The sequence below is a fragment of the Microbispora amethystogenes genome (genome assembly GCF_016863015.1).
GTDB lineage: Bacteria > Actinomycetota > Actinomycetes > Streptosporangiales > Streptosporangiaceae > Microbispora > Microbispora amethystogenes.
In genome coordinates this window covers 117,602-143,643 of sequence record NZ_BOOB01000018.1, presented here as the reverse complement: position 1 = coordinate 143,643, position 26,042 = coordinate 117,602, and the positions used below count along the sequence as shown (strand labels likewise).

At 70.5% G+C, this 26,042-nt stretch carries 26 protein-coding genes; 3 read left to right on the top strand and 23 right to left on the bottom strand.

The genetic code is table 11. The annotated features are described in order from the left end of the window. Nucleotides 1–3: 3 nt before the first annotated feature. The 16 genes from nuoN to Mam01_RS14125 form a co-directional block, all read right to left on the bottom strand. Nucleotides 4–1,554 carry an NADH-quinone oxidoreductase subunit NuoN gene (gene nuoN, locus Mam01_RS14200; RefSeq protein ID WP_150935847.1) on the bottom strand — a complete coding sequence of 517 codons (1,551 nt, stop codon included), beginning with the start codon at nucleotides 1,552–1,554 and terminating at the stop codon, nucleotides 4–6. Beyond that, entirely contained in the window at nucleotides 1,551–3,056 is a 1,506-nt protein-coding gene (locus Mam01_RS14195) for an NADH-quinone oxidoreductase subunit M (protein WP_150935845.1), read from the bottom strand. The genes nuoN and Mam01_RS14195 overlap by 4 nt, the downstream gene beginning before the upstream one ends. Beyond that, nucleotides 3,056–4,897 carry an NADH-quinone oxidoreductase subunit L gene (nuoL, locus tag Mam01_RS14190; RefSeq protein ID WP_150936272.1) on the bottom strand — a complete coding sequence of 614 codons (1,842 nt, stop codon included), beginning with the start codon at nucleotides 4,895–4,897 and terminating at the stop codon, nucleotides 3,056–3,058. The genes Mam01_RS14195 and nuoL overlap by 1 nt, the downstream gene beginning before the upstream one ends. A gap of 66 nt (nucleotides 4,898–4,963) precedes the next feature. Then, on the bottom strand, nucleotides 4,964–5,260 hold the full coding sequence (gene nuoK / locus Mam01_RS14185) for an NADH-quinone oxidoreductase subunit NuoK (RefSeq protein ID WP_139574092.1): 297 nt from the start codon (nucleotides 5,258–5,260) through the stop codon (nucleotides 4,964–4,966). Next, a complete protein-coding gene (locus Mam01_RS14180) occupies nucleotides 5,257–6,201 on the bottom strand; it encodes an NADH-quinone oxidoreductase subunit J (RefSeq protein WP_204285788.1) in 945 nt (314 codons plus the stop codon). The genes nuoK and Mam01_RS14180 overlap by 4 nt, the downstream gene beginning before the upstream one ends. Beyond that, nucleotides 6,194–6,709: an NADH-quinone oxidoreductase subunit NuoI gene (nuoI, locus tag Mam01_RS14175; protein ID WP_139574090.1), complete on the bottom strand. Its 516-nt coding sequence runs from the start codon at nucleotides 6,707–6,709 to the stop codon at nucleotides 6,194–6,196. The genes Mam01_RS14180 and nuoI overlap by 8 nt, the downstream gene beginning before the upstream one ends. Then, nucleotides 6,696–8,054 carry an NADH-quinone oxidoreductase subunit NuoH gene (nuoH, locus tag Mam01_RS14170; RefSeq protein WP_204285787.1) on the bottom strand — a complete coding sequence of 453 codons (1,359 nt, stop codon included), beginning with the start codon at nucleotides 8,052–8,054 and terminating at the stop codon, nucleotides 6,696–6,698. Before nuoH ends, nuoI begins: the two co-directional genes overlap by 14 nt. Further along, nucleotides 8,051–10,447: an NADH-quinone oxidoreductase subunit G gene (locus Mam01_RS14165; RefSeq protein ID WP_204285786.1), complete on the bottom strand. Its 2,397-nt coding sequence runs from the start codon at nucleotides 10,445–10,447 to the stop codon at nucleotides 8,051–8,053. Before Mam01_RS14165 ends, nuoH begins: the two co-directional genes overlap by 4 nt. Further along, nucleotides 10,444–11,730 (bottom strand): NADH-quinone oxidoreductase subunit NuoF, encoded by a 1,287-nt coding sequence (gene nuoF, locus Mam01_RS14160; protein WP_204285785.1) that lies wholly within the window; start codon nucleotides 11,728–11,730, stop codon nucleotides 10,444–10,446. The genes Mam01_RS14165 and nuoF overlap by 4 nt, the downstream gene beginning before the upstream one ends. An 84-nt stretch (nucleotides 11,731–11,814) precedes the next feature. Then, nucleotides 11,815–12,486, bottom strand: a complete 672-nt coding sequence (gene nuoE / locus Mam01_RS14155) for an NADH-quinone oxidoreductase subunit NuoE (protein ID WP_111699575.1) — start codon at nucleotides 12,484–12,486, stop codon at nucleotides 11,815–11,817. Continuing rightward, nucleotides 12,483–13,799 (bottom strand): NADH-quinone oxidoreductase subunit D, encoded by a 1,317-nt coding sequence (locus tag Mam01_RS14150; protein ID WP_204285784.1) that lies wholly within the window; start codon nucleotides 13,797–13,799, stop codon nucleotides 12,483–12,485. The genes nuoE and Mam01_RS14150 overlap by 4 nt, the downstream gene beginning before the upstream one ends. Before the next feature lie 43 nt (nucleotides 13,800–13,842). Next, complete coding sequence (locus Mam01_RS14145) at nucleotides 13,843–14,508, bottom strand: NADH-quinone oxidoreductase subunit C (protein WP_204285783.1); 666 nt, start codon at nucleotides 14,506–14,508, stop codon at nucleotides 13,843–13,845. After that, nucleotides 14,505–15,056 (bottom strand): NuoB/complex I 20 kDa subunit family protein, encoded by a 552-nt coding sequence (locus Mam01_RS14140; RefSeq protein ID WP_204285782.1) that lies wholly within the window; start codon nucleotides 15,054–15,056, stop codon nucleotides 14,505–14,507. Before Mam01_RS14140 ends, Mam01_RS14145 begins: the two co-directional genes overlap by 4 nt. Before the next feature lie 2 nt (nucleotides 15,057–15,058). After that, a complete protein-coding gene (locus Mam01_RS14135) occupies nucleotides 15,059–15,418 on the bottom strand; it encodes an NADH-quinone oxidoreductase subunit A (RefSeq protein WP_111699579.1) in 360 nt (119 codons plus the stop codon). Nucleotides 15,419–15,488: 70 nt separating this feature from the next. Then, nucleotides 15,489–16,760 carry a geranylgeranyl reductase family protein gene (locus Mam01_RS14130; RefSeq protein ID WP_150935826.1) on the bottom strand — a complete coding sequence of 424 codons (1,272 nt, stop codon included), beginning with the start codon at nucleotides 16,758–16,760 and terminating at the stop codon, nucleotides 15,489–15,491. Between the two features lie 141 nt (nucleotides 16,761–16,901). Continuing rightward, nucleotides 16,902–17,627 carry a demethylmenaquinone methyltransferase gene (locus Mam01_RS14125; protein ID WP_204285781.1) on the bottom strand — a complete coding sequence of 242 codons (726 nt, stop codon included), beginning with the start codon at nucleotides 17,625–17,627 and terminating at the stop codon, nucleotides 16,902–16,904. 101 nt (nucleotides 17,628–17,728) lie between these two features. On the opposite strand from Mam01_RS14125, the gene Mam01_RS14120 reads away from it, so the two are divergent. After that, nucleotides 17,729–18,964 carry a hypothetical protein gene (locus Mam01_RS14120; RefSeq protein ID WP_204285780.1) on the top strand — a complete coding sequence of 412 codons (1,236 nt, stop codon included), beginning with the start codon at nucleotides 17,729–17,731 and terminating at the stop codon, nucleotides 18,962–18,964. On the opposite strand, the gene Mam01_RS14115 is transcribed toward Mam01_RS14120, so the two are convergent. Next, nucleotides 18,961–19,170 carry a DUF4229 domain-containing protein gene (locus Mam01_RS14115; protein WP_150935820.1) on the bottom strand — a complete coding sequence of 70 codons (210 nt, stop codon included), beginning with the start codon at nucleotides 19,168–19,170 and terminating at the stop codon, nucleotides 18,961–18,963. The genes Mam01_RS14120 and Mam01_RS14115 overlap by 4 nt on opposite strands. A 259-nt stretch (nucleotides 19,171–19,429) precedes the next feature. Between Mam01_RS14115 and Mam01_RS14110 the strand changes: the two genes are divergently transcribed. Further along, nucleotides 19,430–19,651: a BldC family transcriptional regulator gene (locus Mam01_RS14110; RefSeq protein ID WP_036325312.1), complete on the top strand. Its 222-nt coding sequence runs from the start codon at nucleotides 19,430–19,432 to the stop codon at nucleotides 19,649–19,651. Nucleotides 19,652–19,777: 126 nt separating this feature from the next. On the opposite strand, the gene Mam01_RS14105 is transcribed toward Mam01_RS14110, so the two are convergent. After that, nucleotides 19,778–20,017: a hypothetical protein gene (locus tag Mam01_RS14105; protein WP_150935819.1), complete on the bottom strand. Its 240-nt coding sequence runs from the start codon at nucleotides 20,015–20,017 to the stop codon at nucleotides 19,778–19,780. 9 nt (nucleotides 20,018–20,026) lie between these two features. Beyond that, entirely contained in the window at nucleotides 20,027–21,115 is a 1,089-nt protein-coding gene (locus Mam01_RS14100; protein ID WP_239101298.1) for a hypothetical protein, read from the bottom strand. Nucleotides 21,116–21,392: 277 nt separating this feature from the next. Here Mam01_RS14100 and Mam01_RS14095 point away from each other — a divergent pair, with 277 nt between their 5' ends. Beyond that, nucleotides 21,393–21,746, top strand: a complete 354-nt coding sequence (locus Mam01_RS14095) for a PLD nuclease N-terminal domain-containing protein (RefSeq protein WP_204285778.1) — start codon at nucleotides 21,393–21,395, stop codon at nucleotides 21,744–21,746. 162 nt (nucleotides 21,747–21,908) lie between these two features. Here Mam01_RS14095 and ccsB read toward each other — a convergent pair whose 3' ends face one another. Genes ccsB through Mam01_RS14075 form a run of 4 tightly spaced genes read right to left on the bottom strand, consistent with a single transcriptional unit; the run spans nucleotide 21,909 to nucleotide 26,028 of the window. Continuing rightward, complete coding sequence (ccsB, locus tag Mam01_RS14090) at nucleotides 21,909–22,898, bottom strand: c-type cytochrome biogenesis protein CcsB (RefSeq protein WP_204285777.1); 990 nt, start codon at nucleotides 22,896–22,898, stop codon at nucleotides 21,909–21,911. Nucleotides 22,899–22,902: 4 nt separating this feature from the next. Beyond that, entirely contained in the window at nucleotides 22,903–24,717 is a 1,815-nt protein-coding gene (resB, locus tag Mam01_RS14085) for a cytochrome c biogenesis protein ResB (RefSeq protein WP_204285776.1), read from the bottom strand. Beyond that, on the bottom strand, nucleotides 24,717–25,448 hold the full coding sequence (locus Mam01_RS14080; RefSeq protein WP_150935810.1) for a cytochrome c biogenesis CcdA family protein: 732 nt from the start codon (nucleotides 25,446–25,448) through the stop codon (nucleotides 24,717–24,719). The genes resB and Mam01_RS14080 overlap by 1 nt, the downstream gene beginning before the upstream one ends. Then, complete coding sequence (locus Mam01_RS14075; protein WP_239101297.1) at nucleotides 25,441–26,028, bottom strand: TlpA family protein disulfide reductase; 588 nt, start codon at nucleotides 26,026–26,028, stop codon at nucleotides 25,441–25,443. Before Mam01_RS14075 ends, Mam01_RS14080 begins: the two co-directional genes overlap by 8 nt. Nucleotides 26,029–26,042: the final 14 nt, after the last annotated feature.

Sequence of the window (26,042 nt, the reverse complement as noted above, 5' to 3'; positions counted from 1 at the left end):
CTCCTATCGGACGAACAGGGACTGCGCAGCCGAGTGCGCGAGGTCAAGCAAGGGCTGAGGGAACACCCCGAGAACTACCGTAGCCAATGCCGCGATACCTACCACAGCCGCGGTCCCCCGCGAGGGCAGGACGACGGACGGGCCGTCGGCGGCCGGGTCGCTGAAGAACATCAGCACGATGACCCGCACGTAGAAGAACGCGGCGACGGCCGAGGCCACCACGCCGACGATGACCAGCGGCAGCGCGCCCCCGCTGACGGCCGCCTGGAAGACGGCGTACTTGCCGAAGAACCCGCTGGTCAGCGGGATACCGGCGAAAGCCAGCAGGAAGAAGGCGAACGTGCCGGCCAGCAGCGGCGAGCGCTTGCCGAGCCCGGCCCAGCGGGACAGGTGCCACGCCTCGCCGCCCGCGTCGCGCACCATCGTGACCACCGCGAACGCGCCGACCGTGGTGAAGCCGTACGCCACCAGGTAGAACAGCAGGCCCGAGAGGGCCGCGGTGTTCTGTGCGGCGCTGCCGGTGGCGATCACGCCGACGAGCAGGAAGCCGCCGTGGGCGATCGAGGAGTAGGCGAGCATCCGCTTGATGTCGGTCTGGGTGATCGCGAGGATCGCGCCGACCACCATCGTGAGAATCGCCACACCGTAGAACACCGGGCGCCAGTCCCAGTCGAGGCCGCCGAGGCCGACCCAGAACACGCGCAGCAGCGCGCCGAAGGCGGCCACCAGGGTGCCGGAGGCCATCAGCGCCGTGATCGGCGTGGGCGAGCCCTGGTAGACGTCGGGCTTCCACGCCTGGAACGGCGCCGCGCCGATCTTGAACAGCAGGCCGACGCCGAGCATGGCCGCGCCGATGTAGAGCAGGGTGTCCTGGCCGCCGACCGAGCCGAGCGCGAGGTTGATCTTCGCGAGGTCGACCGACCCGGCGTAGCCGTACAGCAGCGCGGTGCCGTACAGGAAGAACGCCGAGGAGAAGGCGCCGAGCAGGAAGTACTTGACCGCGGCCTCCTGCGACAGCAGGCGGCGGCGGCGCGCGAGGCCGCACAGCAGGTACAGCGGCAGCGACATGACCTCCAGGGCGACGAACGCCACCAGCAGGTCGTTGGCCGCCGGGAAGAGCAGCATGCCGCCCACCGCGAACAGCAGCAGCGGGTAGACCTCGGTGTGCGCGGCGCGCTCCACCAGCGACTGCTCCTCCTCGGCCGAGCCCGGCAGGGCCGCCGCGGAGCCGACGAAGTGCTCCTCGTCCTTGATGAGCAGCACGCTCACGAAGGCGAGCACGAGGATCGTGCCCCAGATGAACAGCGCCGGGCCGTCGACCGCCACCGCGCCCATGGCCGCGGGCTTGGTCGGCACGCCCTTCAGCGCCTGCCACACGGCCAGCGCGAACGCGCCGGCCAGCGAGAGGAGCGTGAGCGGCAGGTGGATCGCCGAGCGCAGGTAACGCGGCGCGAACGCCTCCACCAGCACGCCGACGATCGCCGCGCCGAAGACGACGAGCATCGGCGCCAGCAGGGCGTACTCGATGGTGGGCGCCTCAATGGTGCCGTTCACTTGCCCTCCTGAGCAACGGGTACGGCCGGCTTCGGGTCCGTGACCGAGACGCTGGACAGCGTGTCCTTCACGGCGGGGTTGATCACGTCGAGGAGCGGCTTGGGATAGAAGCCGAACACCAGCAGCAGCGCGATCAGCGGCGCCACCACGAACTTCTCCCGCGCGTTGAGGTCCGGCAGCGTCTTCACCGACTCGGCGGTCGGGCCGTTCATCGTCCGCTGGTACATCCACAGGATGTAGATCGCGGCGAGGATGACGCCGGTCGTCGCGATGACGGCGGGCACGAGGTAGCGCTCGTAGGTGCCGATGAGGACCATGAACTCGCTGACGAACGTGCTCAGGCCGGGCAGCGAGAGGCTGGACAGACCCGCCACCAGGAACGTCCCGGCGAGGATCGGCGCCACCTTCTGCACGCCGCCGTAGTCGGAGATGAACTGCGAGCCCCTGCGGTAGATGAGGAAGCCCGCGACGAGGAACAGCGCGCCGGTCGAGAAGCCGTGGTTGACCATGTAGAGCGTCGCGCCCGAGGCCGCGTTGGTCGTCATGGCGAACACGCCCATGGCGATGAAGCCGAAGTGCGACACCGAGGTGTAGGCGATGAGCCGCTTCATGTCGGTCTGCCCGATGGCCACGATCGCGCCGTACACGATGCCGATCACCGACAGCGTGATGACCAGCGGCGTGAAGAACTTCGCGGCGTCGGGGAACAGTTCCAGGCAGAAGCGCAGCATGCCGTACGTGCCGACCTTGTCGAGCACGCCCACGAGCAGGACGGCCGCGCCGGCCGGGGCCTGGGCGGCGGCGTCCGGCAGCCAGGTGTGGAACGGCCACAGCGGCGCCTTGATCGCGAAGGCGACGAAGAAGCCGAGGAACAGCCACTTCTGCGTCGTCGCGTCCTGGATGGTCCCGACCAGGTCGGTGAACATGAACGTGCCCTTGCCGGCGATGGAGTAGAGCGCGATCACCGCCACCAGCATCAGCAGCCCGCCGAACAGCGAGTACAGCAGGAACTTCACCGCCGCGTACGACCGCTGCGCCCCGCCGTACGACCCGATCATGAAGTACATCGGGATCAGCATGGCTTCGAAGAAGACGTAGAAGAGGAAGACGTCGGTCGCCGCGAAGACGCCGATCATCATGGCCTCGAGCACCAGCAGCAGCGAGAAGTACGTGCGGACCGAGCGCTTGCCGGCCTCAGCGTCGTGCCACGAGGCGAGCACCACGATCGGCACGAGGATCACCGACAGCAGGATCAGCACCAGGGCGATGCCGTCCACCGCGACGCCGTAGTGGACGCCGAACGCGGGAATCCAGTCGTACGTCTCCGCGAACTGGAACTTGTCGCCGTTCGGGCTGAACTGGACCGCCATGGCGACGGTCAGCGCCAGCACGATCAGCGACACCACGAGGGTGAACTGCTTGGCGAGCTTGTCGTTGCGGACAAGGGTCACGCCCAGCGCGCCGAGCACGGACACGCCCATCAGGGTTGAAAGCCAGGGCATCACAGGTTCCCTACGACGAGCCAGGCACCGGCCAGGATGGCCGCGCCCAGGAAGATCGACAGCGCGTACGAGCGGACGAACCCGGTCTGGATCCTGCGCAGCCGCCCGGAGGTCCCCCCGATGCCGGCGGCCAGGCCGTTCACCAGGCCGTCGACGCCGCGGTTGTCGAAGAACACGGCCAGGCGGGTCAGCCACTGGCCGGGGCGCATGAACAGCGCCTCGTTCAGGGCGTCGCCGTACAGGTCACGACGGGCGAAGGTGGTGAGGAACGAGCCGCGCGGGGCGACCGCCGGCACCTCGGCCGCGCCGTACCGGAACCAGGCGAACACCGCGCCCACCGCGACGAGCGCGAGCGTGGCCAGCCCGGTGAGGCTGAACGGGTGGAAGGACGGCATCTCCTCCGGCGCGCCGACGGCCGGCGCGAGGAAGGTCATGAACCGGTTGCCGAGGACCAGGAACGCGCCCAGGCCGATCGCGCCGACCGACAGGATGACCAGCGGCCAGGTCATGACGGCGGGCGACTCGTGCGGGTGGGCCGTCGGCTCCCAGCGCTTGGCGCCGAAGAACGTCATGAACACCAGGCGCGACATGTAGAAGCCGGTGATGCCCGCGCCGAGCACGGCCAGCCAGCCGAGGACGGCGTTGTGCTCCATCACGGTCTCGATGATGCCGTCCTTGGTGAAGTAACCGGACAGCAGCGGGAACCCGATGATCGCGAGGTAGCCGATGGCGAACGTCGCGAACGTGACCGGCATGACCTTCCGCAGCGCGCCGTACTTCCTCATGTCGACCTCGTCGTTCATGGCGTGCATGACCGAGCCCGCGCCGAGGAACATGTCGGCCTTGAAGAAGCCGTGCGTGATCAGGTGCGCGATCGCGAAGGCGTATCCGGCCGGGCCGATGCCCGCGGCGAGCACCATGTAGCCGATCTGCGACATCGTCGAACCGGCCAGCGCCTTCTTGATGTCGTCCTTGGCGGTACCGATGATCGCACCGGCGAGCAGGGTCGCCACGCCGACGATCGTCACCACGAGCTGCGCCGTCTCGGCGCCCTGGTAGATCGGACCGGACCGGACGATGAGGTAGACGCCGGCGGTGACCATGGTCGCGGCGTGGATGAGGGCCGAGACCGGGGTCGGGCCCTCCATCGCGTCGAGAAGCCAGGACTGCAGCGGCAGCTGGGCCGACTTGCCGCAGGCGCCGACCAGCAGCAGCAGGCCGATGGCGGTGAGCGTGCCCGAGGACGCCTTGGACGCGTTCGCGAAGACGTCGTTGAAGGCCAGCGTGTGGAACGTCGCGAAGATCGTGAAGAGGCCGATCAGCAGGCCGAAGTCGCCGACGCGGTTGACGATGAACGCCTTCTTGGCCGCGGTCGCCGCCGAGGGCTTGTGCTGCCAGAACCCGATCAACAGGTACGACGCGAGGCCGACGCCCTCCCAGCCGACGAACAGCGCGACGTAGTTGTCGGCCAGCACCAGCAGGAGCATCGCCGCGACGAACAGGTTCAGGTAGGCGAAGAACCGCCGCCTGTTCGGGTCGTGCGCCATGTAGCCGATCGAGTAGATGTGGATCAGCGAGCCCACACCGGTGATCAGCAGGCAGAACGAGATCGACAGCGGGTCGACCAGCAGGCCCACCTTCGCCAGGCCCGGGACGAAGTCGTACAGCTCGATGCCCCGGCGGCGCTCGCCCGGGGCGAGGCCGAGGAGCTGGACGAACGACAGCGCGGCCACCGCGAACGACGCCACGGCCATGAGCACCCCGAGCAGGTGGCCGAACCTGTCGGTCCTCCGGCCGCCCAGCAGGAGGATCGCCGCTCCCACCAGGGGCAGAGCGATCATCAGCCAGGCGGCCCCGATCGCTCCACCGGAGTGCTGGATGATCTCAGCGGGTTCCACGGCCACCTCTTAGTACTTCAGCAGGCTGGCGTCGTCGACCGACGCGGACCTGCGGGTTCGGAAGATCGTCACGATGATGGCCAGGCCGATGACCACCTCGGCGGCGGCCACGATCATCACGAAGAACGCGATGAGCTGGCCGTCGAGGTTGCCGTTCTGCCGGGCGAAGGTGACGAACGCCAGGTTGCAGGCGTTGAGCATGAGCTCGACGCACATGAACACCACGATGGCGTTGCGCCGTACGAGCACGCCGACGCCGCCGATGGCGAACAGCAGCGCGGAGAGCACCAGATAGTGGGTGGTCACTTGCCGTCCTCCTCGGTCGCCGCGGACTCACCGCGGGGACGGACCACGCGACCGGCCACGACGGTGTCCTGACCGGTGCCGTCCTCGGGCATCGGCTCGGTGTCGGGACCGGCGTCCCGGGCCTCGTCCGCCACCGTCGGCGTGCCGTGCTCACCGCCGTGCCCGTTGGCCTGAGCGGCGCGCCGCGCGGCCTCCTCCTGCTCCAGCACCTCGGCGACCTCCGGGGGCAGGATGCCCTTGGACTCCTCGTACCGGGCGATGTAGCGGTTGACTGACAGCGGCGCGATGGTCCCGTCGGGCAGCAGCGCCGGCATGTCGATGGCGTTGTGCCGGGCGTAGGTGCCGGGGCCGGGCAGCGGCGCCGGGTTCTTGCCGGTACGGCCGAAGGCGGCGAAGCGCTGCCGGGACAGGTCCCGCTGGGTCGGCTTGGCCTCGGCGCGCTCCCGGTGCGCCAGCACCATCGCGCCCAGGGCGGCGGTGATCAGCAGCGCCGAGGTCACCTCGAAGGCGAACACGTGACGCGTGAAGATCAGCTGGGCCAGGGAGGACACGTTGCCGCCCCCCTCGGTGGCCGCGGCCAGGCCCTTCGGCGACCCGGCCACCGCGTTGCCGATGCCGAGCGCGAGCAGGGCGGCGAAGCCCAGCCCGCCCACGACGGCCCAGAACCGCTGCCCCTTGATCGTCTCCACGAGGGAGTCGGAGGAGTCCACGCCCACGAGCATGAGCACGAACAGGAACAGCATCATGACCGCGCCGGTGTAGACGATGATCTGCACGGCCGCCAGGAACGGAGCGTCCTGGACGGCGTACAGCACCGCCAGCGAGAGCATGACGACGCCGAGCATCAGGGCCGAGTAGACGGCCCTTCGGCTGAAGACGAGTCCGAGTGCGGCGATCACCGAGACGACCGCGAGCACCCAGAACGTGATGGACTCACCCATTGCTTCGACCCAACCGGTAGTAGTCCTCCTCGGTTTCGCCGAGGCGCATCGGGTGGGGCGGCTGCTCCATGCCCGGTCCGAGCGGCGCGAGGAGCATCTCCTTGGTGTAGATCAGCGACTCGCGGCTGGAGTCGGCGAGCTCGTACTCGTTCGTCATCGTGAGCGCCCGGGTGGGGCACGCCTCGATGCAGAGCCCGCAGAGGATGCAGCGCAGGTAGTTGATCTGGTAGACGCGGCCGTACCGCTCACCCGGCGAGAACCGCTCCTCGTCGGTGTTGTCACCGCCCTCGACGTAGATGGCGTCCGCCGGGCAGGCCCAGGCGCACAGCTCGCAGCCGACGCACTTCTCCAGGCCGTCGGGCCACCGGTTCAGCTGGTGCCGCCCGTGGAAACGCGGCGCGGTGGGCCGCTTCTCCTCGGGATAGTTGACCGTCACCGGCTTCTTGAACATGTGGTGGAAGGTGACGCCGAATCCCTTGATCGGATTCAACCAATCAGTTGCTCCCACTGGTCACCTCCTTGGCGTCGGTAGGGACACGCGCGGCGGGCACGGCTCCGTGGTAGTGCGGGAGGTCGAGCGCCGGCACCGGGAACCCGCCCGCGGCAGGCTCCTCGCGCAGTTGCTCGAACTCCTCCTCGACCTGGGCGGCCCTGGCCTCCCTGCGGCGCTGGTTGACCGTGTCGAACCGCAGCCAGACCACGAACGCGACGATGATCACCACCGCGCCGAAGGCCATGATGCCCATCCGGTCGGTCTCCGGCAGGCGCAGCGCCTTGAACGTCGCGGCCAGCAGGATCCAGACCAGGTTGAGCGGGATCAGCACCTTCCACCCGAAGGCCATGAGCTGGTCATAGCGGACGCGCGGCAGCGAGGCGCGGACCCAGACGAAGAACCCGAACGCGATGACCAGCTTGGCGAAGAACCAGAGCAGGGGCCACCAGCCGGTGTTCGCGCCGTCCCACAGGGAGATCGGCCACGGGGCCCGCCAGCCGCCGAAGAACAGCGTGATCGCCATGGCCGAGACCGTGAACACGTTCACGTACTCGGCGAGCATGAACATCGCGAACTTCAGCGACGAGGAGTATTCGGTGTGGAAACCGCCGACCAGTTCGCCCTCGCCCTCGGGGAGGTCGAACGGCACGCGGTTGGTCTCGCCGAGCATGCAGACCGCGTAGATCAGGAACGACGGGATCAGCGAGAACACGTACCACGACGGCGTCGGGATGTGCAGCCCGAGGATGTCCCAGGTTCCGCCGCCCGCCTGCTTGGCCACGATCTCCGACGTGGACAGCGTGCCCGCGTTCAGGAACACCGCGACGAACGACAGGCCCATCGCGATCTCGTACGACACGACCTGGGCGGCCGAGCGCAGGCCGCCCAGCACGGCGTACGGCGAGCGGGAGCCCCACCCGGCGAGCACGATGCCGTACACGCCGATCGAGGCGGTGGCCAGCACCAGCAGGACCGCGACCGGCAGGTCGGTGAGCTGCAGCGGCGTCCGGTGGCCGAACATCCAGACCATCGGCCCGAACGGCACCACCGAGAACGCCAGGAAGGCCGGGACGGCGATGATGACCGGGGCCAGAAGGTAGATCACCTTGTCCACGGTCCGCGGCATGATGTCTTCCTTGAGGCCCATCTTCAGGCCGTCGGCCACCGACTGCAGCAGGCCGAACTTGCCCGCCCGGTTGGGGCCGTAGCGGTGCTGCATGCGCGAGATGAGCTTGCGCTCGGTCCACACGCCGAACAGCACGCCCAGCATCAGGAACACGAAGATCGCGACGGCCTTGATGATCGTGATCCACAGGGGATCATGGCCGAAGTCGCTCAGCGTGGGTCCGGGGTTGTTCACGAGACGCTCCCGATCTTGACGACGTCTCCGGCGACCGCGCGCAGGTCGCGCGTGACCGACAGGCCGGCGGAGTTGGACGGCACCCACACGACACGGTCGGGCAGGTCCGCGACGCGCACCGGCACGACGACGTCGTCACCGATGGTGATCTTCCCGCCGTCCACGGCGCCGATCTCGGCGGCGGTGGCCTCCGACAGCAGGGCCGCCGTCGAGCGGGCGGTCCCCGCGAGGTACGGCTCGCCGTCCTGCATCCGGCCGTCGTCGAGCAGCAGGTGCCAGGTGGCCAGCACCGCCTCGCCCGCCCGCGGCTCGGCGACCACGAGGCCGCTGACCGCGGGAGCGGCCGGGCGCGGGCCCTTCCAGGAGCCGAGCGTGGCCATCTCGCGCCGCGCGGCGGCGTCGTCGGGCAGGCCGAGGTGCACGTCCATCAGGTCGGCGATCGAGCCGATCGCCCGCAGGTCGCTCATCAGGCCCGGTACGGCGGTCGCCACGCCGAAGGAGCGGCCCCTGCCCTCCCAGTCGACGAACGTGCCGGACTTCTCGGCCACCGCGGCGACCGGCAGGACCACGTCGGCCCGGTCGGTGACCGCGCTGGCGCGGATCTCCAGGCTGACGATGAACGGGGTGTTCTCCAGCGCGGCCAGGGCCCTCGCGGGGTCGGGCAGGTCGTAGGGGTCCACGCCCGCCACGACCAGCGCGTCGACCTCGTCGTTCAGCGCGGCCTCGATGATGCCCGAGGTGTCGCGGCCGGGCGCCGTGGGCAGCGCGGCGACGCCCCACACCCTGGCGACCTCCGCGCGGGCGGTCTCGTCGGCGGCCGGGCGGCCGATCGGCAGCAGGCCGGGCAGGGCGCCCGCCTCCAGCGCGCCGCGCTCCCCCGCCCGCCGCGGCACCCAGGCGAGCCGGGCGCCGGTGGCGAGCGTGAGCCGTACGAGCGCCGACAGGGCGCCCGGGGCGGCGGCGAGCCGCTCACCGGCGAGGATGATCGTGCCGGGCGGCAGCAGGTCGCTGGAGACGAGGTCGCCGAGCGCCTCGGCCTCGGCGCCGGGCAGCGTCCGGATCAGCGAGCCGTTCATCTTGGCCAGGCCCGGCGTGGCGAACGGCGCGATCGCGTGGACCTTCAGGCCCCGCTTGCGCGCCGCCTTGCGCAGGCGCAGGAAGACGATCGGCGACTCCTCCTCGGGCTCGAAGCCGGCGAGGAGCACGGCCGGGGCCGTCTCCAGGTCGGCGTAGGAGACCTCGATGCCCTTGCCGGCGACGGCGTGGGCGAGGAAGCGCGCCTCCTCCTCGGAGTGCGGCCGGGCCCGGAAGTCGATGTCGTTGGTGCCGAGCGCGATCCGGGCGAACTTGCTGTAGGCGTAGGCGTCCTCGACCGTGAGCCGCCCGCCGACCAGCACCCCGGCCCTGCCCCGGGCCCGCGCGAGGCCCTCGGCGGCCGTGGCCAGCGCGTCCGGCCAGGAGGTCGGGACGAGCTTGCCGCTCTCGTCGCGCACCAGCGGCGAGCGCAGCCGGTCGGGCGCGGTGGCGTAGGTGAACGCCCAGCGGCCCTTGTCGCAGTTCCACTCCTCGTTGACCTGCGGGTCGTCCCCGGCGAGGCGGCGGGTGACCTTGCCCCGGCGGTGGTCGGTGCGCAGCGAGCAGCCCGACGCGCAGTGCTCGCACGCGCTCGGCGTGGAGACCAGGTCGAACGGGCGGGAGCGGAACCGGTAGGCCGCGCCGGTCAGCGCGCCGACCGGGCAGATCTGGATCGTGTTGCCCGAGAAGTAGGACTCGAACGGCTCGCCGTCGGCGACGCCCACCTGCTCCTTGGCCCCGCGGTCGAAGAAGTCGATGAGCGGGTCGCCCGCGATCTGGTCGGAGAAGCGGATGCAGCGCGCGCACTGGACGCAGCGCTCGCGGTCGAGCAGCACCTCGGTCGACAGCGCGACCGGCTTGTCGAACGTGCGCTTCTGCTCGACGAACCGGCTCTCGCCCTGGCCGTTCGACATGGCCTGGTTCTGCAGGGGGCACTCGCCGCCCTTGTCGCAGACGGGACAGTCGAGCGGGTGGTTCAGCAGCAGCATCTCCATCACGCCGCGCTGTGCCTTCTCCGCCACCGGCGAGGTGAGCTGCGTCTTGACCACCATCCCCTCGGCGACCTCGATCGCGCAGGACGGCTGCGGCTTCGGGAAGCCGCGGCCGTTGCCCGCGTCGGGGATGTCGACGAGGCACTGGCGGCAGTTGGCCGCGGGTGAGAGCAGCGGGTGGTCGCAGAACCGGGGGATCTGGATCCCCAGCAGCTCCGCGGCCCGGATGATCAGCGTGCCCTTGGGGACGCTGACCTGGAAGCCGTCGATGGTCAGGCTGACCATGTCCACGACCGGCTGTTCCGGCTGCGTCGTCTGAACTGTCACTTGGACCCCCACACCGTGGAAGCGGCGGGATCGAACGGGCAGCCGCCGATCTCGAAGTGCTTGAGATATTCGTCGCGGAAGTGCTTCACCGACGAGTGGATCGGGCTCGTCGCGCCGTCGCCGAGCGCGCAGAAGGACCGCCCGAGGATGTTGTCGGCGATGTCGGTGATGGCCGCCAGATCCTCCTCCGAGCCCTGGCCCTTCTCCAGCCGCTTGAGCACCTGCTTGAGCCAGTAGGTGCCCTCGCGGCACGGGGTGCACTTGCCGCAGGACTCGTGCGCGTAGAACTCCGTCCAGCGCAGGACCGCCCGGACCACGCAGGTGGTCTCGTCGAAGATCTGCAGGGCGCGGGTGCCCAGCATCGAGCCCTTGGCGCCGACCGACTCGAAGTCGAGCGGCACGTCGAGGTGCTCGGCCGTGAAGATCGGCGTCGAGGAGCCCCCCGGCGTCCAGAACTTCAGCTCGTGGCCCTCGCGGATGCCGCCCGCCATGTCGAGCAGTTCGCGCAGCGTGATGCCCAGCGGGGCCTCGTACTGGCCCGGCCGGGTCACGTGGCCCGACAGGGAGAAGATGCCGAAGCCCTTGGACTTCTCGGTGCCCATCCCGGCGAACCAGTCGGCGCCGTTGGCGATGATGCTCGGCACGCTCGCGATCGACTCGACGTTGTTGACCACCGTCGGGGAGGCGTACAGACCGGCGACCGCCGGGAACGGCGGCTTGAGCCGGGGCTGGCCGCGGTAGCCCTCCAGCGAGTCGAGCAGCGCCGTCTCCTCGCCGCAGATGTACGCCCCGGCGCCGCTGTGCACGACGAGGTCCAGGTCGTAACCCGAGCCGAAGATGTCCGCCCCGAGATAACCCTTCTCGTACGCCTCGCGGACCGCGGCCTGCACCCGGCGGATGACGTGGAGCACCTCGCCGCGGATGTAGATGAACGCGTGGTTCGCCCGGATCGCGTACGACGAGATGATGACGCCCTCGACCAGCGAGTGCGGGTTGGCCATCATGAGCGGGATGTCCTTGCAGGTCCCCGGCTCCGACTCGTCGGCGTTGACGACGAGGTAGTGGGCCTTGCCGTCACCCTGCGGGATGAAGCCCCACTTCATACCGGTGGGGAAGCCCGCGCCGCCACGGCCGCGCAGGCCGGAGTCCTTCACCGCCTGGATGACCGCGTCGGGCTCCATGCCCAGGGCCTTCTTCGCGGCCTCGTACTCGCCGTACCCGTCGAGGGTGAACGAGCCGGCCACGTCCCAGTTGTCGGTAAGGACGGGCGTAAGCGTTGTCATTGGTCGCTCACCGCTCCTCGTTCGCTGCGCGGGCCACTCGTACCTCGCGGACCGCTCCGCTCACTGCGTCGGGTTCGCTCCGCGTCACTTCTCGCTCCCCTCGGCCTTGGGGGCCTCCCAGCCGTTGGCCCTGGCGATCTTCAGACCCTCGAGGGAGGGACCGGCGGCCGACGGACCGTCGGCGGCCAGGCCGTCCGGGAACCCGGCGAGGACCCGGGAGGCCTCCCGGAACGTGCACAGCCGGCCCGGGCCGCGCGTGGGCGCGACCTCCTTGCCGGCGCGCAGGTCGTCGGCGAGCTGCTTGGCCGACTCCGGGGTCTGGTTGTCGAAGAACTCCCAGTTGACCATCATGACCGGCGCGAAGTCGCAGGCGGCGTTGCACTCCAGCCGCTCCAGCGTGATCTTGCCGTCCGGGGTGGTCTCGTCGTGGCCGACGCCCACGTGCTCGCTGAGCTCGGCCCAGATCTGGTCGCCGCCCATCACCGCGCACAGCGTGTTGATGCAGACGCCGACGTTGTAGTCGCCGGCCGGCCTGCGCTTGTACATGGTGTAGAAGGTCGCCACGCCGACGACCTCGGCCTTGGACAGGCCCAGCATCTCGGCGCAGAACTCCTGCCCGTCGTCGGAGACGTAGCCGTCCACCGACTGCACCAGGTGCAGCAGCGGCAGCAGCGCCGAACGCGGCCGGGGGTAGCGGCCGATGATCTCCTTGGCGTCCGTCTCCAGACGCTCGCGGACCTCAGGCGCGTAAGTCATCGGTCCACACCTCCCATGACCGGGTCGATCGAGGCGACCGCGGAGATGACGTCGGCGACCATGCCGCCCTCACACGTCGCGGGCACCGCCTGCAGGTTCGTGAACGACGGGTCGCGGAAGTGCACCCGGTAGGGCCGGGTGCCGCCGTCGCTGACCACGTGCGCGCCGAGTTCGCCGCGCGGCGACTCGACCGAGGCGTACGCCTGCCCGGCGGGCACCCGGAAGCCCTCGGTCACCAGCTTGAAGTGGTGGATAAGGGCCTCCATGGAGCCGCCCATGATGTGCGCGATGTGGTCGGGCGAGTTGCCGAGGCCGTCGGGGCCGAGCGCGAGCTGCGCCGGCCAGCCGATCTTCTTGTCCTCGATCATCACCGGGCCGCCCTTGAGCGGGCCGGACAGGCGGTCGAGCGCCTGCTCGATGATCTTCAGCGACTCCTCCATCTCGTCCATGCGGACGAGATAGCGGCCGTACACGTCGCAGGTGGTCTGCGTCGGGACCGCGAAGTCGTACGTCTCGTAGCCGCAGTAGGGCTGCGACTTGCGCAGGTCCCACGGGAGGCCGGCGGCGCGCAGCATGGGCCCGGTGATGCCCAGCGCCATGCAGCCGGTCAGGTCGAGGTAGGCCACGTCCTTGGTGCGCCGGGTGTAGACCGGGTTCGCGTCGAGGAGCTTGCGCATCTCCTTGAGCCGCCCCGGCATGACCTTGAGGAACTCACCGATCTTGTCCATCGCGCCGGCCGGCAGGTCGACGCTGACGCCGCCCGGGCGGACGTACGCCATGTTCATCCGCAGGCCGGTGATGTACTCCATCAGGTCGAGCACCATCTCGCGCTCGCGGAAGCCGAACAGCATCGGCGTCGTCGCGCCCAGCTCCAGGCCGAACGTCGCGATCGCGACGAGGTGCGAGGAGATCCGGGTGAGCTCCATCGTCAGGACCCGGATGGCCTGCGCCCGGTCCGGGATCCGGTCGGTGATGCCGAGGAGCTTCTCGACCCCAAGGCAGTACGCCGTCTCGTTGAAGATCGGCGCGAGATAGTCCATGCGGGTGACGAACGTGACCCCCTGGGTCCACGTCCGGAACTCCATGTTCTTCTCGATGCCGGTGTGCAGGTAGCCGATCACCGTGCGGGCCTCGGTCACGGTCTCGCCGTCGAGGGTCAGCACGAGCCGGAGCACGCCGTGGGTCGACGGGTGCTGCGGGCCCATGTTGACGACGAGGCGCTCGTCGGACGACTCGCTGACGGTCTTGACCAGCTCGTCCCAGTCCTGGCCGGCGACGTCGTAGATCCGGCCCTCGGTCTCCGTAGTGCTCACGACGCTCTCCTCGCTGCCCTCGTTGCCTGGTGCGGGTCGACGCTCACGAGTACGACCTCCTCCGGTCCGGCGCGGGGACCTCGGCGCCGCGGTACTCGACCGGGATGCCGCCGAGCGGGTAGTCCTTGCGCTGCGGGTGCCCCTCCCAGTCGTCCGGCATCTCGATGCGGGTCAGCGCCGGGTGGCCGTCGAAGACGATTCCGAAGAAGTCGTACGTCTCACGCTCATGCCAGTCGTGCGTGGGGTAGACCTGAACCGTGGAGGGGATGTGCGGGTCGGCGTCGGGGCAGGAGACCTCCACCCGGACGCGCCGGTTGTGCGTGATGGAGCACAGGTGATAGACGGCGCGCAGCTCGGCGCCGGTCTCCTCCGGGTAGTGGACCCCCGAGACGCCGAGCGACAGCTCGAACCGCAGCGCGGGGTCGTCGCGCAGGTGCTTCATCACCTCGGCCAGCCGCTCGCGCCGCACGTGGAAGGTGACCTCGCCGCGGTCGACGACCACGCGCTCGATCGCGTCGGCGAACGCCGGCTCCAGCGCGTCGGCCACCTCGTCGAAGTACGACCCGTAGGGCCGGCTGCTGACGAGCTTGGGCGGGCGGCGGACGACCAGGCGGTTGTAGCCGGAGGTGTCGCCGCTGTCCCTGGCGCCGAACATGCCCGTGCGGGCGACCGGCTCCTCGGGCAGGCCGGGCAGGTTCTCGGTCGTCACTTCCCGGCCCCCTGGTCGATGAGCGGCAGCGTCCGCAGCGCCTGGAGCTCCAGCTCCTCGACCTGCTTCTCGCGATGCGCGCCGAACTTCATGTTCTGGATCTTGTCGTGCAGCTTCACGATGGCGTCGATCAGCATCTCCGGCCGCGGCGGGCAGCCGGGCAGGTAGATGTCGACGGGCACCACATGGTCCACGCCCTGCACGATGGCGTAGTTGTTGAACATGCCGCCGCTCGACGCGCAGACGCCCATGGCGATGACCCACTTGGGCTCGGCCATCTGGTCGTAGATCTGGCGGAGGACGGGCGCCATCTTCTGCGACAGCCGGCCGGCCACGATCATGAGGTCGGCCTGCCGCGGGGAGGCGGAGGCGCGCTCCATGCCGAAGCGGGCCAGGTCGTGCTTCGGGCCGCCGGTGGCCATCAGTTCGATGGCGCAGCACGCGAGACCGAAGGTCGCCGGCCACACGGAGTTCTTCCGGGCCCAGCCGGCCACCTGCTCGACGGTGGTGAGGACGAATCCGCTCGGGAGTTTCTCTTCAAGACCCATGGCTAATCCCAATCGAGGCCGCGGCGGCGCCACACGTACGCGTACGCCACGAGGACGGTGACGATGAACAGCACCATCTCGACCAGCCCGAACACGCCGAGTCTGTCGAAGGCCACCGCCCACGGATAGAGGAAGATGATCTCGATGTCGAAGACGATGAACAGCATCGCCGTGATCATGTACTTCAGCGGGAAGCGGCCACCGCCGACCGGCTGCGGTGTCGGCTCGATGCCGCACTCGTAGGCGTCCAGCTTCGCGCGGTTCCAGCGCTTCGGCCCGGTGAAGGGGGCGATGCCCACGGAGAACACGGCGAACCCCGCCGCGAGGACCGCGAGCACCAGAATCGGCACATACAGCTCCATGGCTACATGTCCTCGCTTACTCGGTGAAATTGCGTGATCACAATGCGACTCTTGGTCATACGGGCCTCGGTCATGCGGGCGGAGCCACCTTCGACAGGGCGTTGATTATGCGGTCGGAGACGTCGCCCCGCCGGTCTGTGAGATTAGCGAGAAGCTTGAACGCGAATCTCATCAGGGTGGGATGGGGCATCCCGTGCCGGGTGGCGAAGCTCATCACCCCCGGCCTCCCGATCGCCTCGACGAACAGGCGGCCGAGAGTGAAGTATCCGCCATAGGCGTCTTTGAGGATACGCGGGTACGCGAGTAATACGCGCTCACGCTGGGCGGGCGTCGGCCGGGCCAGTGCCTGCGCGATCACTTCGGCGGCGGTCCGGCCGGTCTCCATGGCGTACGCGATGCCCTCGCCGTTGAAGGGGTTGATCGAGCCGCCGGCGTCCCCGACGAGGACCAGGCCGCGGGTGTAGTGCGGCTGCCGGTTGAATCCCATCGGCAGCGCGGCGCCCCTGATCGGGCCCGTCATGTTCTCGTCGGTGAAGCCCCACTCCGGCGGCGTGTTCTTCATCCAGCGCCGCAGCAGGTCGCGGTAGTCGATGCTCTTGAACGCGTCGCTGGTGTTCAGCAGGCCGAGGCCGACGTTGGCGGTGCCGTCGCCCATGGGGAAGATCCAGCCGTAGCCGGGGAGCAGCCGGTCGTCGTCCCACAGTTCGAGCCACGTCTCCAGGTAGTCGTCGTCGTGGCGGGGGCTCGTGTAGTAGGTGCGCACGGCCACGCCCATCGGGCGGTCCTCGCGCTTGTGCAGGCCCATCGCGATCGACAGCCGGGTCGAGTTGCCGTCGGCCGCGACCACCAGGCGCGAGCGGTAGACGATCTCCTCGCCGTCCGCCTTGGCCGTGACGCCGATCACGTGACCGCTGCGCTCGTCGAGCAGCGGGCCTGTAACGTTCACGCCCTCGCGCAGCCGGACGCCCGCGCCCTCGGCGTGCCGGGCGAGGATCTGGTCGAAGTCGGCACGGGTGCGCACCAGCCCGAAGTCGGGATAGCTCGACAGCTCCGGCCAGTCGAGTTCGAGCCGCACGCCGCCGCCGTAGACGCGCAGCCCCTTGTTCCTGACCCAGCCGGGGGCGTCGACGTCGACGCCCATCGCGACGAGTTCCTTCACCGCCCGCGGCGTCAGCCCGTCGCCGCAGACCTTCTCCCGGGGGAAGCGCGTCTTCTCCAGCAGCAGCACCTGGAGGCCGGCGCGGGCGAGGTGGAAGGCCGCCGTCGAGCCCGCCGGACCCGCACCGACGACGATGACGTCGGCGTCGACCTCTCTCCGCGTCACGCGGGTTTGCTCGCTCACGGAGTCCTGTCCGTTCCAGGGAAGGAAGGCCTCGAAACTGGTTTAGACCTTCGTGCCTTTGTGAACAACTTCACAAACTGTCGCGCCGCAGTCTAACCCCTACGCGCGGCGGGATGTCAGAGGGGTGTGGACAACCATTCCTCACCGGCCCTTCACGGCGCGGTGGAGGGCGACGATGCCGAGGCTCAGGTTGCGCCAGCCCACCTTCTCCCAGCCCGCTTTCTGGACGATCCCCGCCAGCGCCCGCTGGTCGGGCCAGGCCCGGATCGACTCGGCGAGGTACTCGTAGGAGTCGGGGTTGGAGCTGACCATCCGGGCGACCGGCGGCAGCAGCCTCATCAGATACTGCGAGTAGACGAGGTCGAACGACTTCGGCGTCGGCCGGGAGAACTCGCAGATCACCAGGCGCCCGCCCGGCCGGGTCACCCGCAGCAGCTCGCGCAGCGCCTGCCCGGTGTCGGCGACGTTGCGCAGGCCGAAGGAGATCGTGACGGCGTCGAAGGTCTCGTCGCGGAACGGCAGGCGCAGCGCGTCGCCCGCGACGAACGTCACGCCGCGAACGCCCCCGCCGTACAGGCCGGACCCGCCGCGGCGCGCCACGCCGGTGCTGAGCATGCCGAACGAGAAGTCGCACGCGATCGCCCGCGCGCCGAGCGCGGTGAACGAGTCGGTCGAGGTGCCGGTGCCCGCGGCGAGGTCGAGGACCAGCTCACCGGGGCCCGCGTCCACCGCCGCCGCCGTGGCCCTGCGCCACAGGCGGTCCTGGCCCAGGGAGAGGACGTCGTTGACCAGGTCGTAGCGCCGGGCCGTGCGATCGAACATCGCGGCGACCTCGTGCGGCTGCTTGTCCAGCGATGCGCGCGTCATGCACGCAAGCCTAGGCCGCGGCACGCACGGCCCCTCACCACCCGGACAGGATGAGCGGAACGTAGTTCATCGATTACGCTCAGTCTGCTAGAACTTGGGGAATGCGTCTCACCACCGCACTGATCGCAGTGACCTCGCTCGCCGTCCTGCCGGCCGCGCCGGCCTCCGCCGGGCTCCGGCAGTCCCACGTGGTCTCGGAGAACCCCGTGGACACCACTCCGCACGTGCTCGACGGCATCGTCACCGCGTTCGCGCTGGTCGGCCGCACCGTCGTGGTGGGCGGCGAGTTCAGCGCGGTACGGGAGGCGCGCGGTGGGGCCGACCTGCAGCGCGCCAACGTCTTCGCCTTCGACCTGCCCACCGGCCGCGTCCTGCCCGGCTTCGCGCCGGACCTCGACGGGCCGGTGTCCGCCCTGGCCCCGGGCCCCGGCGGCACCGTCTACGTGGGCGGCGCCTTCACCTGGCCGTCCCGGGGGCTGACCCGGCTGCGCGTCTCCGACGGCGCTCCCGTCTCCTCCTTCTCCGCGCCCGTCTACGCGGGAGAGGTGACCAGCCTGGTGCGTCTCGGCAGGGCGCTCTACGTCGGCGGCGACTTCGGCAGGATCGGCCGCAGCGCGCGGACCGCCCTCGCCCGGGTCGACGCCGAGACCGGCGCGGTGGACCCCCGCTTCACCGTCACCCCCGGCGACGGGCGCGGCGGCGGGGTCGGGATCTACGCGATGGCCGCCACGTCCGACCGCTTAGTCGTCGACGGCTCGTTCACCACGCTCGACGGCCTGCGCCGCCCGCAGCTCGGAGTGATCGACCTCACGACGGGCCGGGTGGCCGGCTGGCACACGGAGGCGTACGCCCCCGGCTGCAAGCCCGACTTCCCGTCGTACGTCCGCGGGCTGGACGTGTCACCCGACGGGAGCTACTTCGTGGTCGTCACGACGGGCGGGCCGGCGCCGCGCACCACCAAGCTGTGCGACTCCGCCGCGAGGTTCGAGACGTACGCGAAGGGCGACGCGGTCCGTCCGACCTGGGTCAACCTGACCGGGGGCGACTCGCTCTACGCGGTCGCGGTGACCGGTTCGGCCGTCTACGTGGGCGGGCACCAGCGCTGGCTGAACAACCCGCGGGGGGCCGACACGGCCGGCCCGGGAGCGGTCCACCGGCCCGGTATCGGGGCGATACACCCTGTAACGGGCCGTGCGCTGAGATGGAACCCGACGCGGGAAAGGGGAATCGGGGTAAAGGCCTTCCTGACCGTAAAGGCCGGTCTTTTGGTGGGAAGCGACACGACGGAGCTCGGGCATGAGTACCATGCCCGGGTCGGCATGTTCCCGGCGGCCTAGGAGTTCCCGGGTCCCCGACGTTTCGTGGCGATGCGCTCGCTCACCGCGTCGCGCTGTTTCGACAGCAGCACGTAGCTGGCCAGACCGCTGACCAGCACGGCGACCAGCAGCAGCGGGAACGACCGCAGGCCGACGAGATACAGGACGCCGACCGCGACCGCGAACAGGGCGAGGCGCGAAAGGGTGTAAACGACAACCGGATGCACAGCGTCGAGGTTACGTCACTCTCCCGGTGCGCTGGTCGCTCTTCGCATCTGCTGCGAGCACTGCTAGTGTTCACAACAAGGCGCTTTTGTAAAGAAACACCCATGAGCGCCCCAAAGAGGCTCTATCATATAACAATCGGGCACTGAGCCGGTAACAACCCGTGATCTTCTCCGAAAACCACGGATAAATCAGGCTTCGCTCGGCACACTGGTTACCTGTCCGCCCGCTGCAGGACGCGGGACGCGAGGGGGAGAGATTGTGGAGAGTAGCAGCGAGCGACTGCTGACTCCTGGAGAGGTTGCGGCTCTCTTCAGGGTCGACCCGAAGACCGTGACCCGTTGGGCCGCGGCCGGGCGTATCAGCAGCATCCGTACCCCCGGGGGGCATCGGCGGTTCCGTGAATCGGAAGTACACGCCCTCCTTCGCGGAGAGGACGTCCTCACGGCCGATCGGCCGAACGGCGACTCCCCGCGAGTCTGACGCAGTACCAGCACCGGGTGATCCTGCGCGCTACCCGCACGCCGCAGGGTCACCGGAGTCAGTCCCACCTCTATTTCAGGCTGCCGTAACAGGCCCTCCCGGCTCGTCCTGCTCCCTTGCCGGGGTTCATCGGTCCTGCTCTGCCTTGAAGGCCAGGAACGCCTGCTCCAGCGCGTCGTCGCCCTCCCGCCAGCGACGGCGTCGCTCGGCGTCCTCCTGCTCGGTGATCGACTCGGCCAGCCAGCCCTCGTAACCGGGTTCCCCCGGCGTGACCTCCACGTACGCGTTGCCGATGAGGCGCCCGTCATCGGTGGTCAGGGACCGGGGCACGCGCAGCGTCCCGTCGCCGAGCCGGATAACGTACATCCGAATCACCTAGATTCCGTAACGCCGGTTGAAGAAGAGCATGACGTTGAGGGCCGTCCTCGTGTCACCGCCCAGCATGTCCACCAGGGCCGGGCGCTGCCGGGACGCGATCGCCGCGAACGCGTCGGCGAAGAACTCCTTGCGCCCCAGGCCGGCGGGCTGCCGGTGGAACGACGACGCGAGCAGCGGCAGGCACTCCTCGTAGAGCGCCGCGAACTCCGGGGAGTCCGAAACCCACTCTCCCGGACCCGCGTCGACGTCGTCCAGCGCGTGCCCGACTTCGTGCATCATCACGTCCGGCGTGGGCGACGGCCGATCCCCCACCACGATCTTGCGGTCTCCGTACGCGCCGGCGCAGATGTCCCAGGTGGCCCGGCCCGACGGCAGCGGGGCGCCGCGCAGGTAACCCATGTCGTCCAGGTCGGGCACCCCGCCCCGGCCCACGTAGATGCCGTCGAGCCCGATGGCGAGCTTGGTCTTCAGCTGCTCGGGCAGCCGCGCGAGGCTGTCCACGGCCCGTACGGCGTCGGCGGAAGGAGGGCCCTCCTCGGCGTCCCATTCGCGGAACAGGACGCGTTCCAGCGGCCCGCAGTTTCTCCTGCCGTCCCGCAGGTCGGGGGCGTCGGGCGGATGGGGCGCGACCCGGGTCGGCAGGTCGTCGAGCTCGAAGTCCTGCCAGGTGTACTGGGGGCGGTCGTCGACCACCGGCGCGGTCACGGCGTAAACCCGCTCCGGGTGCCGCTCAGGCGACCACTCGGCGCCCCACTCCATGCCCCACTCGGCGCCCCACTCGGAGCCCCACTCCGGGGGCCGGTTCTGCGCCCGCTCCCACGGCCGTCCGGAGGCCCGCTCGGGGCCGCCGTCGGAAGCACGGTCGGACGCACGGTCGGAGGCACGGTCGGAGGCGCGTCCGCGAGCGCGGTCGGCGGAACGGTCGGCGCCGCGGTCGAAGGGGCGGCCGGAGGCCCAGTCGGAGGCGCGATCGGCGGAACGGTCGGAAGCGCGCTCGGAGCCACGGTCGGGGCCACGGTCGGGGCCACGGTCGGAGGCGCGGTCCTCCGCGCGTCCGGGGACGTCGGTGCGGCGGTGGGAGGACACGTAGGGCCCTCGCTGCCACCATCGCGCTCCGCGCCGGTGGCGGCCCCTGTCGCCCGGCTCCGCCATCGCACCCCTCTGTTCAGGCCGAATCCGTCAGGCTGCTGGTTCCTGTCAGGTTGCTTCCGTCACATGGGTCCACGGGCGTCTCCGGCAGGCTCCACGCTCCGTGGGGCGCGGTATCCGGACGCCGTGTACCGGTCCACCGTACGATGCCCGGCTGTCCACGTCACCCCGAAGCCGGACACGATCAGTCGCCGGCATGGCTTACCGTGTGGGCATGCCTAGCGTGATTATCGGCCTGGCGCTGCTTGCCTTCTGGCTCTACTGCCTGTTCGACGTGATCACGACCCCCGAGGAGGACATGCGCAACCTCCCCAAGTTCATGTGGGTCCTCATCGTGATCTTCCTGGCCGACCTCGGCGCCCTGACCTGGCTCCTCGTGGGCCGTCCCCGAGCGGTGCACTCCGTGTACGGCCACGGCGCCGTGGGCGGGCCGGGGGCCGGGCAGGCGGAGGCGGAGGCGGGCGGCCGGGCCGGGGCGTGGTCCAGGCGCGCCGACGCGCCGCGCGGGCCCGACGACGACCCGGACTTCCTGAGCAGCCTGGAGCGCCGTCTGCGCGGCGACGACTGACCGGCGACCGGGCGGCCACTGACCGAGTGCCGACCGGGCACCGACCGACGACCGACTCACCACAGCCGGACGACCCGCACCGGGCGGCCCCTCACGCCCGGCCCGGCACCCCCGCCGGCAGGAGCGGTCCCCCGGCGGTGACGCGCCGGGCGGGCGCCGGGGTCACTTGGGGACGTCGGCGTAGGAGTGCAGTCCCGAGAAGAAGATGTTGACGCCGACCAGGTTGAACAGCAGGCAGCCGAAGGCGACCAACGAAATGATCATCGCGGCCTTGCCGCGCCATCCGGCCGTCGCCCGCGCGTGGAGATAGGCGGCGTAGACGACCCACGTGACGAACGCCCACACCTCCTTCGGGTCCCAGCCCCAGTAGCGGCCCCACGCCCGGTCGGCCCACAGCGCGCCGGCGATGACGGCGAAGGTCCAGATCGGGAAGGAGATGACGATCGCGCGGTGCGCGACCCGCTCCAGGGTCTCCCTGGCGGGCAGCACCGACGGCCGTCCGTCCTGGCGGATCAGGTAGAGGATCGCGCAGACGCCCGCCACGATGAACAGCCCGCTGGCCACGATCGCCGCGGTGACGTGGATCGCGATCCAGTAGGAGTGCAGCGCGGGCATCACCGGGCCCGCCTGGACGTGCAGGAACAGCACGGCGAAGCCCAGCCCGAGCGCCGCGGTCACGGTGACGAACGCGCCGAGGTAGCGGATCGGCTGGCGGATCAGCAGCGCGAGGAACGCGGTGACGGCCGCGAAGCAGATGGCCACCACAAACTCGTACATGTTGGCCCACGGCCACCGGTCCACCGCGATGCCCCGGGTGAGGATGCCGGCGAGGTTGCCGGCCCACGCGATCCAGGCGATGACCACGCCGGCGATCCCGGCCCGGACCGCCCACCCCGCCGGTTGTGACGTGCGGGTGGTCTCGGCCGTGCCCTCCCCGGCGCCCTCCCCCGGGTCCTCCGCGGGGAGCGCCGGGCCGCCCGCGCCGACGAGCTCACGCGTACGCGCGGGCGCCGCCGTACGGACCCGGCCGAAGGCGAGCTCCAGCGCGAAGCAGATCATCGCGGCGAGATACAGCAGCACGGTGACCAGGATGAGCTGGTCGCTCATCATGGCGAGAGTCTCGTTGACGGCTTGGCTGACCGGGGCGGGCATGACTTCACTCCTCGTCCGGGCGGACGCCCGGTGCGGCGTTTCCGGTGGGCGGCTCGTCCGGCTGGTCCGGCTCGGCCTGCCCGGCGACGATCGCGGAGCCGCCCGGCGCGGCCGCTCCTGGCTGTTCGGTGGCCCGGGGCTCGTCCGGTGTGACGTGACCGGTGGGCGGGTCGCCGCGCAGGGCGGTGACGATCTGCGCGAACTCCTCGGCGAAGGCCGCGCCGCCGCCTTCGGTGCGGGTCAATCCTCCCACCGTGGCCCTGCCGTCCTTCACCCGCACCCAGACGCGGCGGCGGCGGATCGTGAGAGACAGCACGAGCCCGATCACCGCGGCCGCCGCCGCGAGCAACGCGGGCTCCCGGCCCGGGTCGTAGGTGATCTGGAGGCTGATCCACTCCTTGACGCCGGTGAACTGGATCTTTCCCGCGCCGTCGGCGAGTTCCTTGGTGTCCCCCACGTTCAGCGGCGCCGGCTGGGCGGACATCTTGCCGAGCGGCTTCAGGCGCGTGGTGTCGAGCTGATACACCGACTGCGGCAGTCCCGACTTCAGGCCGAGGTCGCCCGCGAACGGGAAGACCTGCACGGTCGGGTTGGCCGCGCCGGGGAAGACCGACACCCAGGCGTCGCCGTTCGGCACGGTCGTGGGCAGGAAGCGGGCCAGGAAGCCGAGCTGGGACGGCTGGGCGTCCGGCACCTTGATGACGCACTCGGACGTGTACGTCGCCTGGTCGCCGGCCAGACAGGGCACCGGGCCGTCGTAGGCCACCTGGCCCTCGCCGTCCGTCACCCGGAACGTGGGGGCGTACCCGTGCCCGATGAGGTAGGTCAGCGTGCCGTCGACGTCGAGCGGTTCGTTGACCTTGAGGTCCACCTGGCGCGGGGCGGACTCCGGGGAGTCCCGCACCTCCAGCCGCGCGAGGTAGTCGAGCGGCTGGCCCTGCTTGGCCCCGGCGGCGACGTAGCTGGCCTGGAAGTCCCGCAGCGTGAAGGAGAACGGCTCCAGCGACTCGGCGGTGACCCGGCTGCCCGGCATGAAACGGTCGTAGGCCGCGACGGCGTTGGAGAAGCCGTCGCCCTCCACCACCAGCACGTTGCCGCGGTAGCCGTACAGGCCTCCGGCGCCGACGGCGAAGAGCAGCACGAGCAGCGAGAGGTGGAAGAGCAGGTTTCCGGTCTCGCGGAGATAGCCCTTCTCCGCCGCCACCCAGCCGTCGCCGGTGACCACCCGGAACCGCCTGCGCCGGAGCACGGCGGCGGCCCTCTCCAGGGTGAGATCGCCCTGGAACTCCTCGGCGTGCGGCAGGCGGAGGAGGTTGCGCGGCGCGGCGGGCGGCCTGCGCCGGATCTCCCTGAGATGCGCCAGCGCGCGCGGGAACACGCATCCGGCCAGCGAGACGAACAGCAGCAGGTAGATCGCGGCGAACCAGGGCGAGGTGAAGACGTCGAAGAGCCAGAAGCGGTCGAGCCACTTCGCCTGGGTGGGGTTGTCCTTGAAGTACTGCGCGACCCTGCCCGGGTCCACGCCGCGCTGGGGGTAGACGGAGCCCGGCACCGAGCCCAGCGCGAACAGGAACAGCAGGATGAGCGCGGTGCGCATCGAGGTGAGCGTGCGCCAGGCCCAGCGCAGCCATCCGACCGGCCCGAGGCCGACCGGCCTGGCCGGCTCCCGCGCCGCGCCCCCGGCCTCCGCTCCCCCACCCGCCGTCTTGTCGCGCGGCGCCGTCTCGTCGACAGGCGCGGGCTCGTCGAGGAGCGCGGGGTCGTCGAGGAGCGCGGGGTCGTCCCGTACGGCGCGGGCGAGGTCGTCGGGCGCGCTCATCAGATCACCGGCCGGAATCCGCCGACCCACACCTGCAGGTGGACGATGATCTCGGCCCACTGCCCGGTCACGAGCAGCACGCCGACGGCCACGAGCATGCCGCCGCCGACCCTGGTGATCAGCGGGGTGTGCCGGCGGACAGCCCGGAACGCGTGGAGGGCCCTGCGGTAGGCCAGCCCGGCCAGCACGAACGGCAGGCCGAGGCCCAGCGCGTACGCGAAGGCGAGGGCCGCGCCGCGCAGCGCGCTGCCCTGGTTGACCGACAGCGTCATGACCACCGCCAGCGTCGGGCCGATGCACGGCGTCCAGCCGAGGCCGAAGACGACGCCGAGCAGCGGGGCCCCCGCGAGCCCGGCGGCGGGCAGCCGGTGGAAGCGCACGTCCCGCTGGAGTCCGGGCAGGACGCCCACGAAGGCCAGCCCGAGGATGATCGTCACCACCCCGAGGACCCTGCTGATCACGTCGGCGTTGCCCTGCAGCGCCGCGCCGAGACCGCCGAACAGCGCCCCGCCGAGCACGAACACCAGCGCGAACCCGAGCACGAACAACGCGCTGCCCAGCACCATCCGGCTCCGCTTGGGGTCACCGCTCATGCCCGTGACGTACGACAGGTAGCCCGGGACCAGCGGCAGCACGCACGGGGAGACGAACGACACGAGCCCGGCGGCCGCCGCGATCGGCGCGGCGAGCAGCAGCGAGCCCGTCGCGACGGTGCTGCCGAGGTCACTCATCGGTCACCTTGGTGACGGCCGCGAGGAGGTCGTCGTACTTCACGGCGCCGAGCGCGCGGGCGGCGATGCGGCCCTGCGCGTCGATGATCAGCGTGGAGGGGATGGCGGCGGGCGGCACCGTGCCCTGGAACTTCAGCAGCGTCCTGCCGCTCTGGTCGTAGATGCTCGGATAGCCCGGCTTCACCGCGCGGTCGTACGCCTGCGCCGACGCCTGGAGGTCCTTGAAGTTGACGCCGAGGAACTCCACGCCCTTCGGCTTGGTGGTCGCCGCGATGTCCTTGAGCACAGGCGCCTCGGCCCGGCAGGGCGCGCACCAGGAGGCCCAGAAGTTGAGCACGTGGACCTTGCCCGCGGCGAGCGTCGCGGTGCCGCCGTCCAGGGTCTGTCCCTCGATCGCGGGCGCCTTCTGGCGCTGCGCCGCGGTGAAGAACTCGACCCGGCCGTCGCCCGGGACGAAACGGGTGTCGCCGGAGCGGGGCTGGGCCTCCTGGCCGCCCGCGCAACCGGCGAGGGCCGTGACGGCCGCGGCCGCGGCGGCGAGCGCGGTCAGGCGCGTTGCGGTCAGGCGCTTGGCGGACACGGGAGATGGATCTC

Bases quoted from the DNA above. Each gene is read 5' to 3' on its own strand.
- nuoE (WP_111699575.1), bottom strand. From the start codon at position 12,486: ATGACTTACGCGCCTGAGGTCCGCGAGCGTCTGGAGACGGACGCCAAG.
- Mam01_RS14120 (WP_204285780.1), top strand. From the start codon at position 17,729: ATGCGTCTCACCACCGCACTGATCGCAGTGACCTCGCTCGCCGTCCTG.
- Mam01_RS14180 (WP_204285788.1), bottom strand. From the start codon at position 6,201: ATGGGTGAGTCCATCACGTTCTGGGTGCTCGCGGTCGTCTCGGTGATC.
- ccsB (WP_204285777.1), bottom strand. From the start codon at position 22,898: ATGCCCGCCCCGGTCAGCCAAGCCGTCAACGAGACTCTCGCCATGATG.
- Mam01_RS14195 (WP_150935845.1), bottom strand. From the start codon at position 3,056: ATGCCCTGGCTTTCAACCCTGATGGGCGTGTCCGTGCTCGGCGCGCTG.
- Mam01_RS14140 (WP_204285782.1), bottom strand. From the start codon at position 15,056: ATGGGTCTTGAAGAGAAACTCCCGAGCGGATTCGTCCTCACCACCGTC.
- Mam01_RS14135 (WP_111699579.1), bottom strand. From the start codon at position 15,418: ATGGAGCTGTATGTGCCGATTCTGGTGCTCGCGGTCCTCGCGGCGGGG.
- Mam01_RS14105 (WP_150935819.1), bottom strand. From the start codon at position 20,017: ATGTACGTTATCCGGCTCGGCGACGGGACGCTGCGCGTGCCCCGGTCC.
- Mam01_RS14095 (WP_204285778.1), top strand. From the start codon at position 21,393: ATGCCTAGCGTGATTATCGGCCTGGCGCTGCTTGCCTTCTGGCTCTAC.
- nuoL (WP_150936272.1), bottom strand. From the start codon at position 4,897: ATGATCGCTCTGCCCCTGGTGGGAGCGGCGATCCTCCTGCTGGGCGGC.
- Mam01_RS14080 (WP_150935810.1), bottom strand. From the start codon at position 25,448: ATGAGTGACCTCGGCAGCACCGTCGCGACGGGCTCGCTGCTGCTCGCC.
- Mam01_RS14125 (WP_204285781.1), bottom strand. From the start codon at position 17,627: ATGACGCGCGCATCGCTGGACAAGCAGCCGCACGAGGTCGCCGCGATG.
- resB (WP_204285776.1), bottom strand. From the start codon at position 24,717: ATGAGCGCGCCCGACGACCTCGCCCGCGCCGTACGGGACGACCCCGCG.
- nuoF (WP_204285785.1), bottom strand. From the start codon at position 11,730: ATGACAACGCTTACGCCCGTCCTTACCGACAACTGGGACGTGGCCGGC.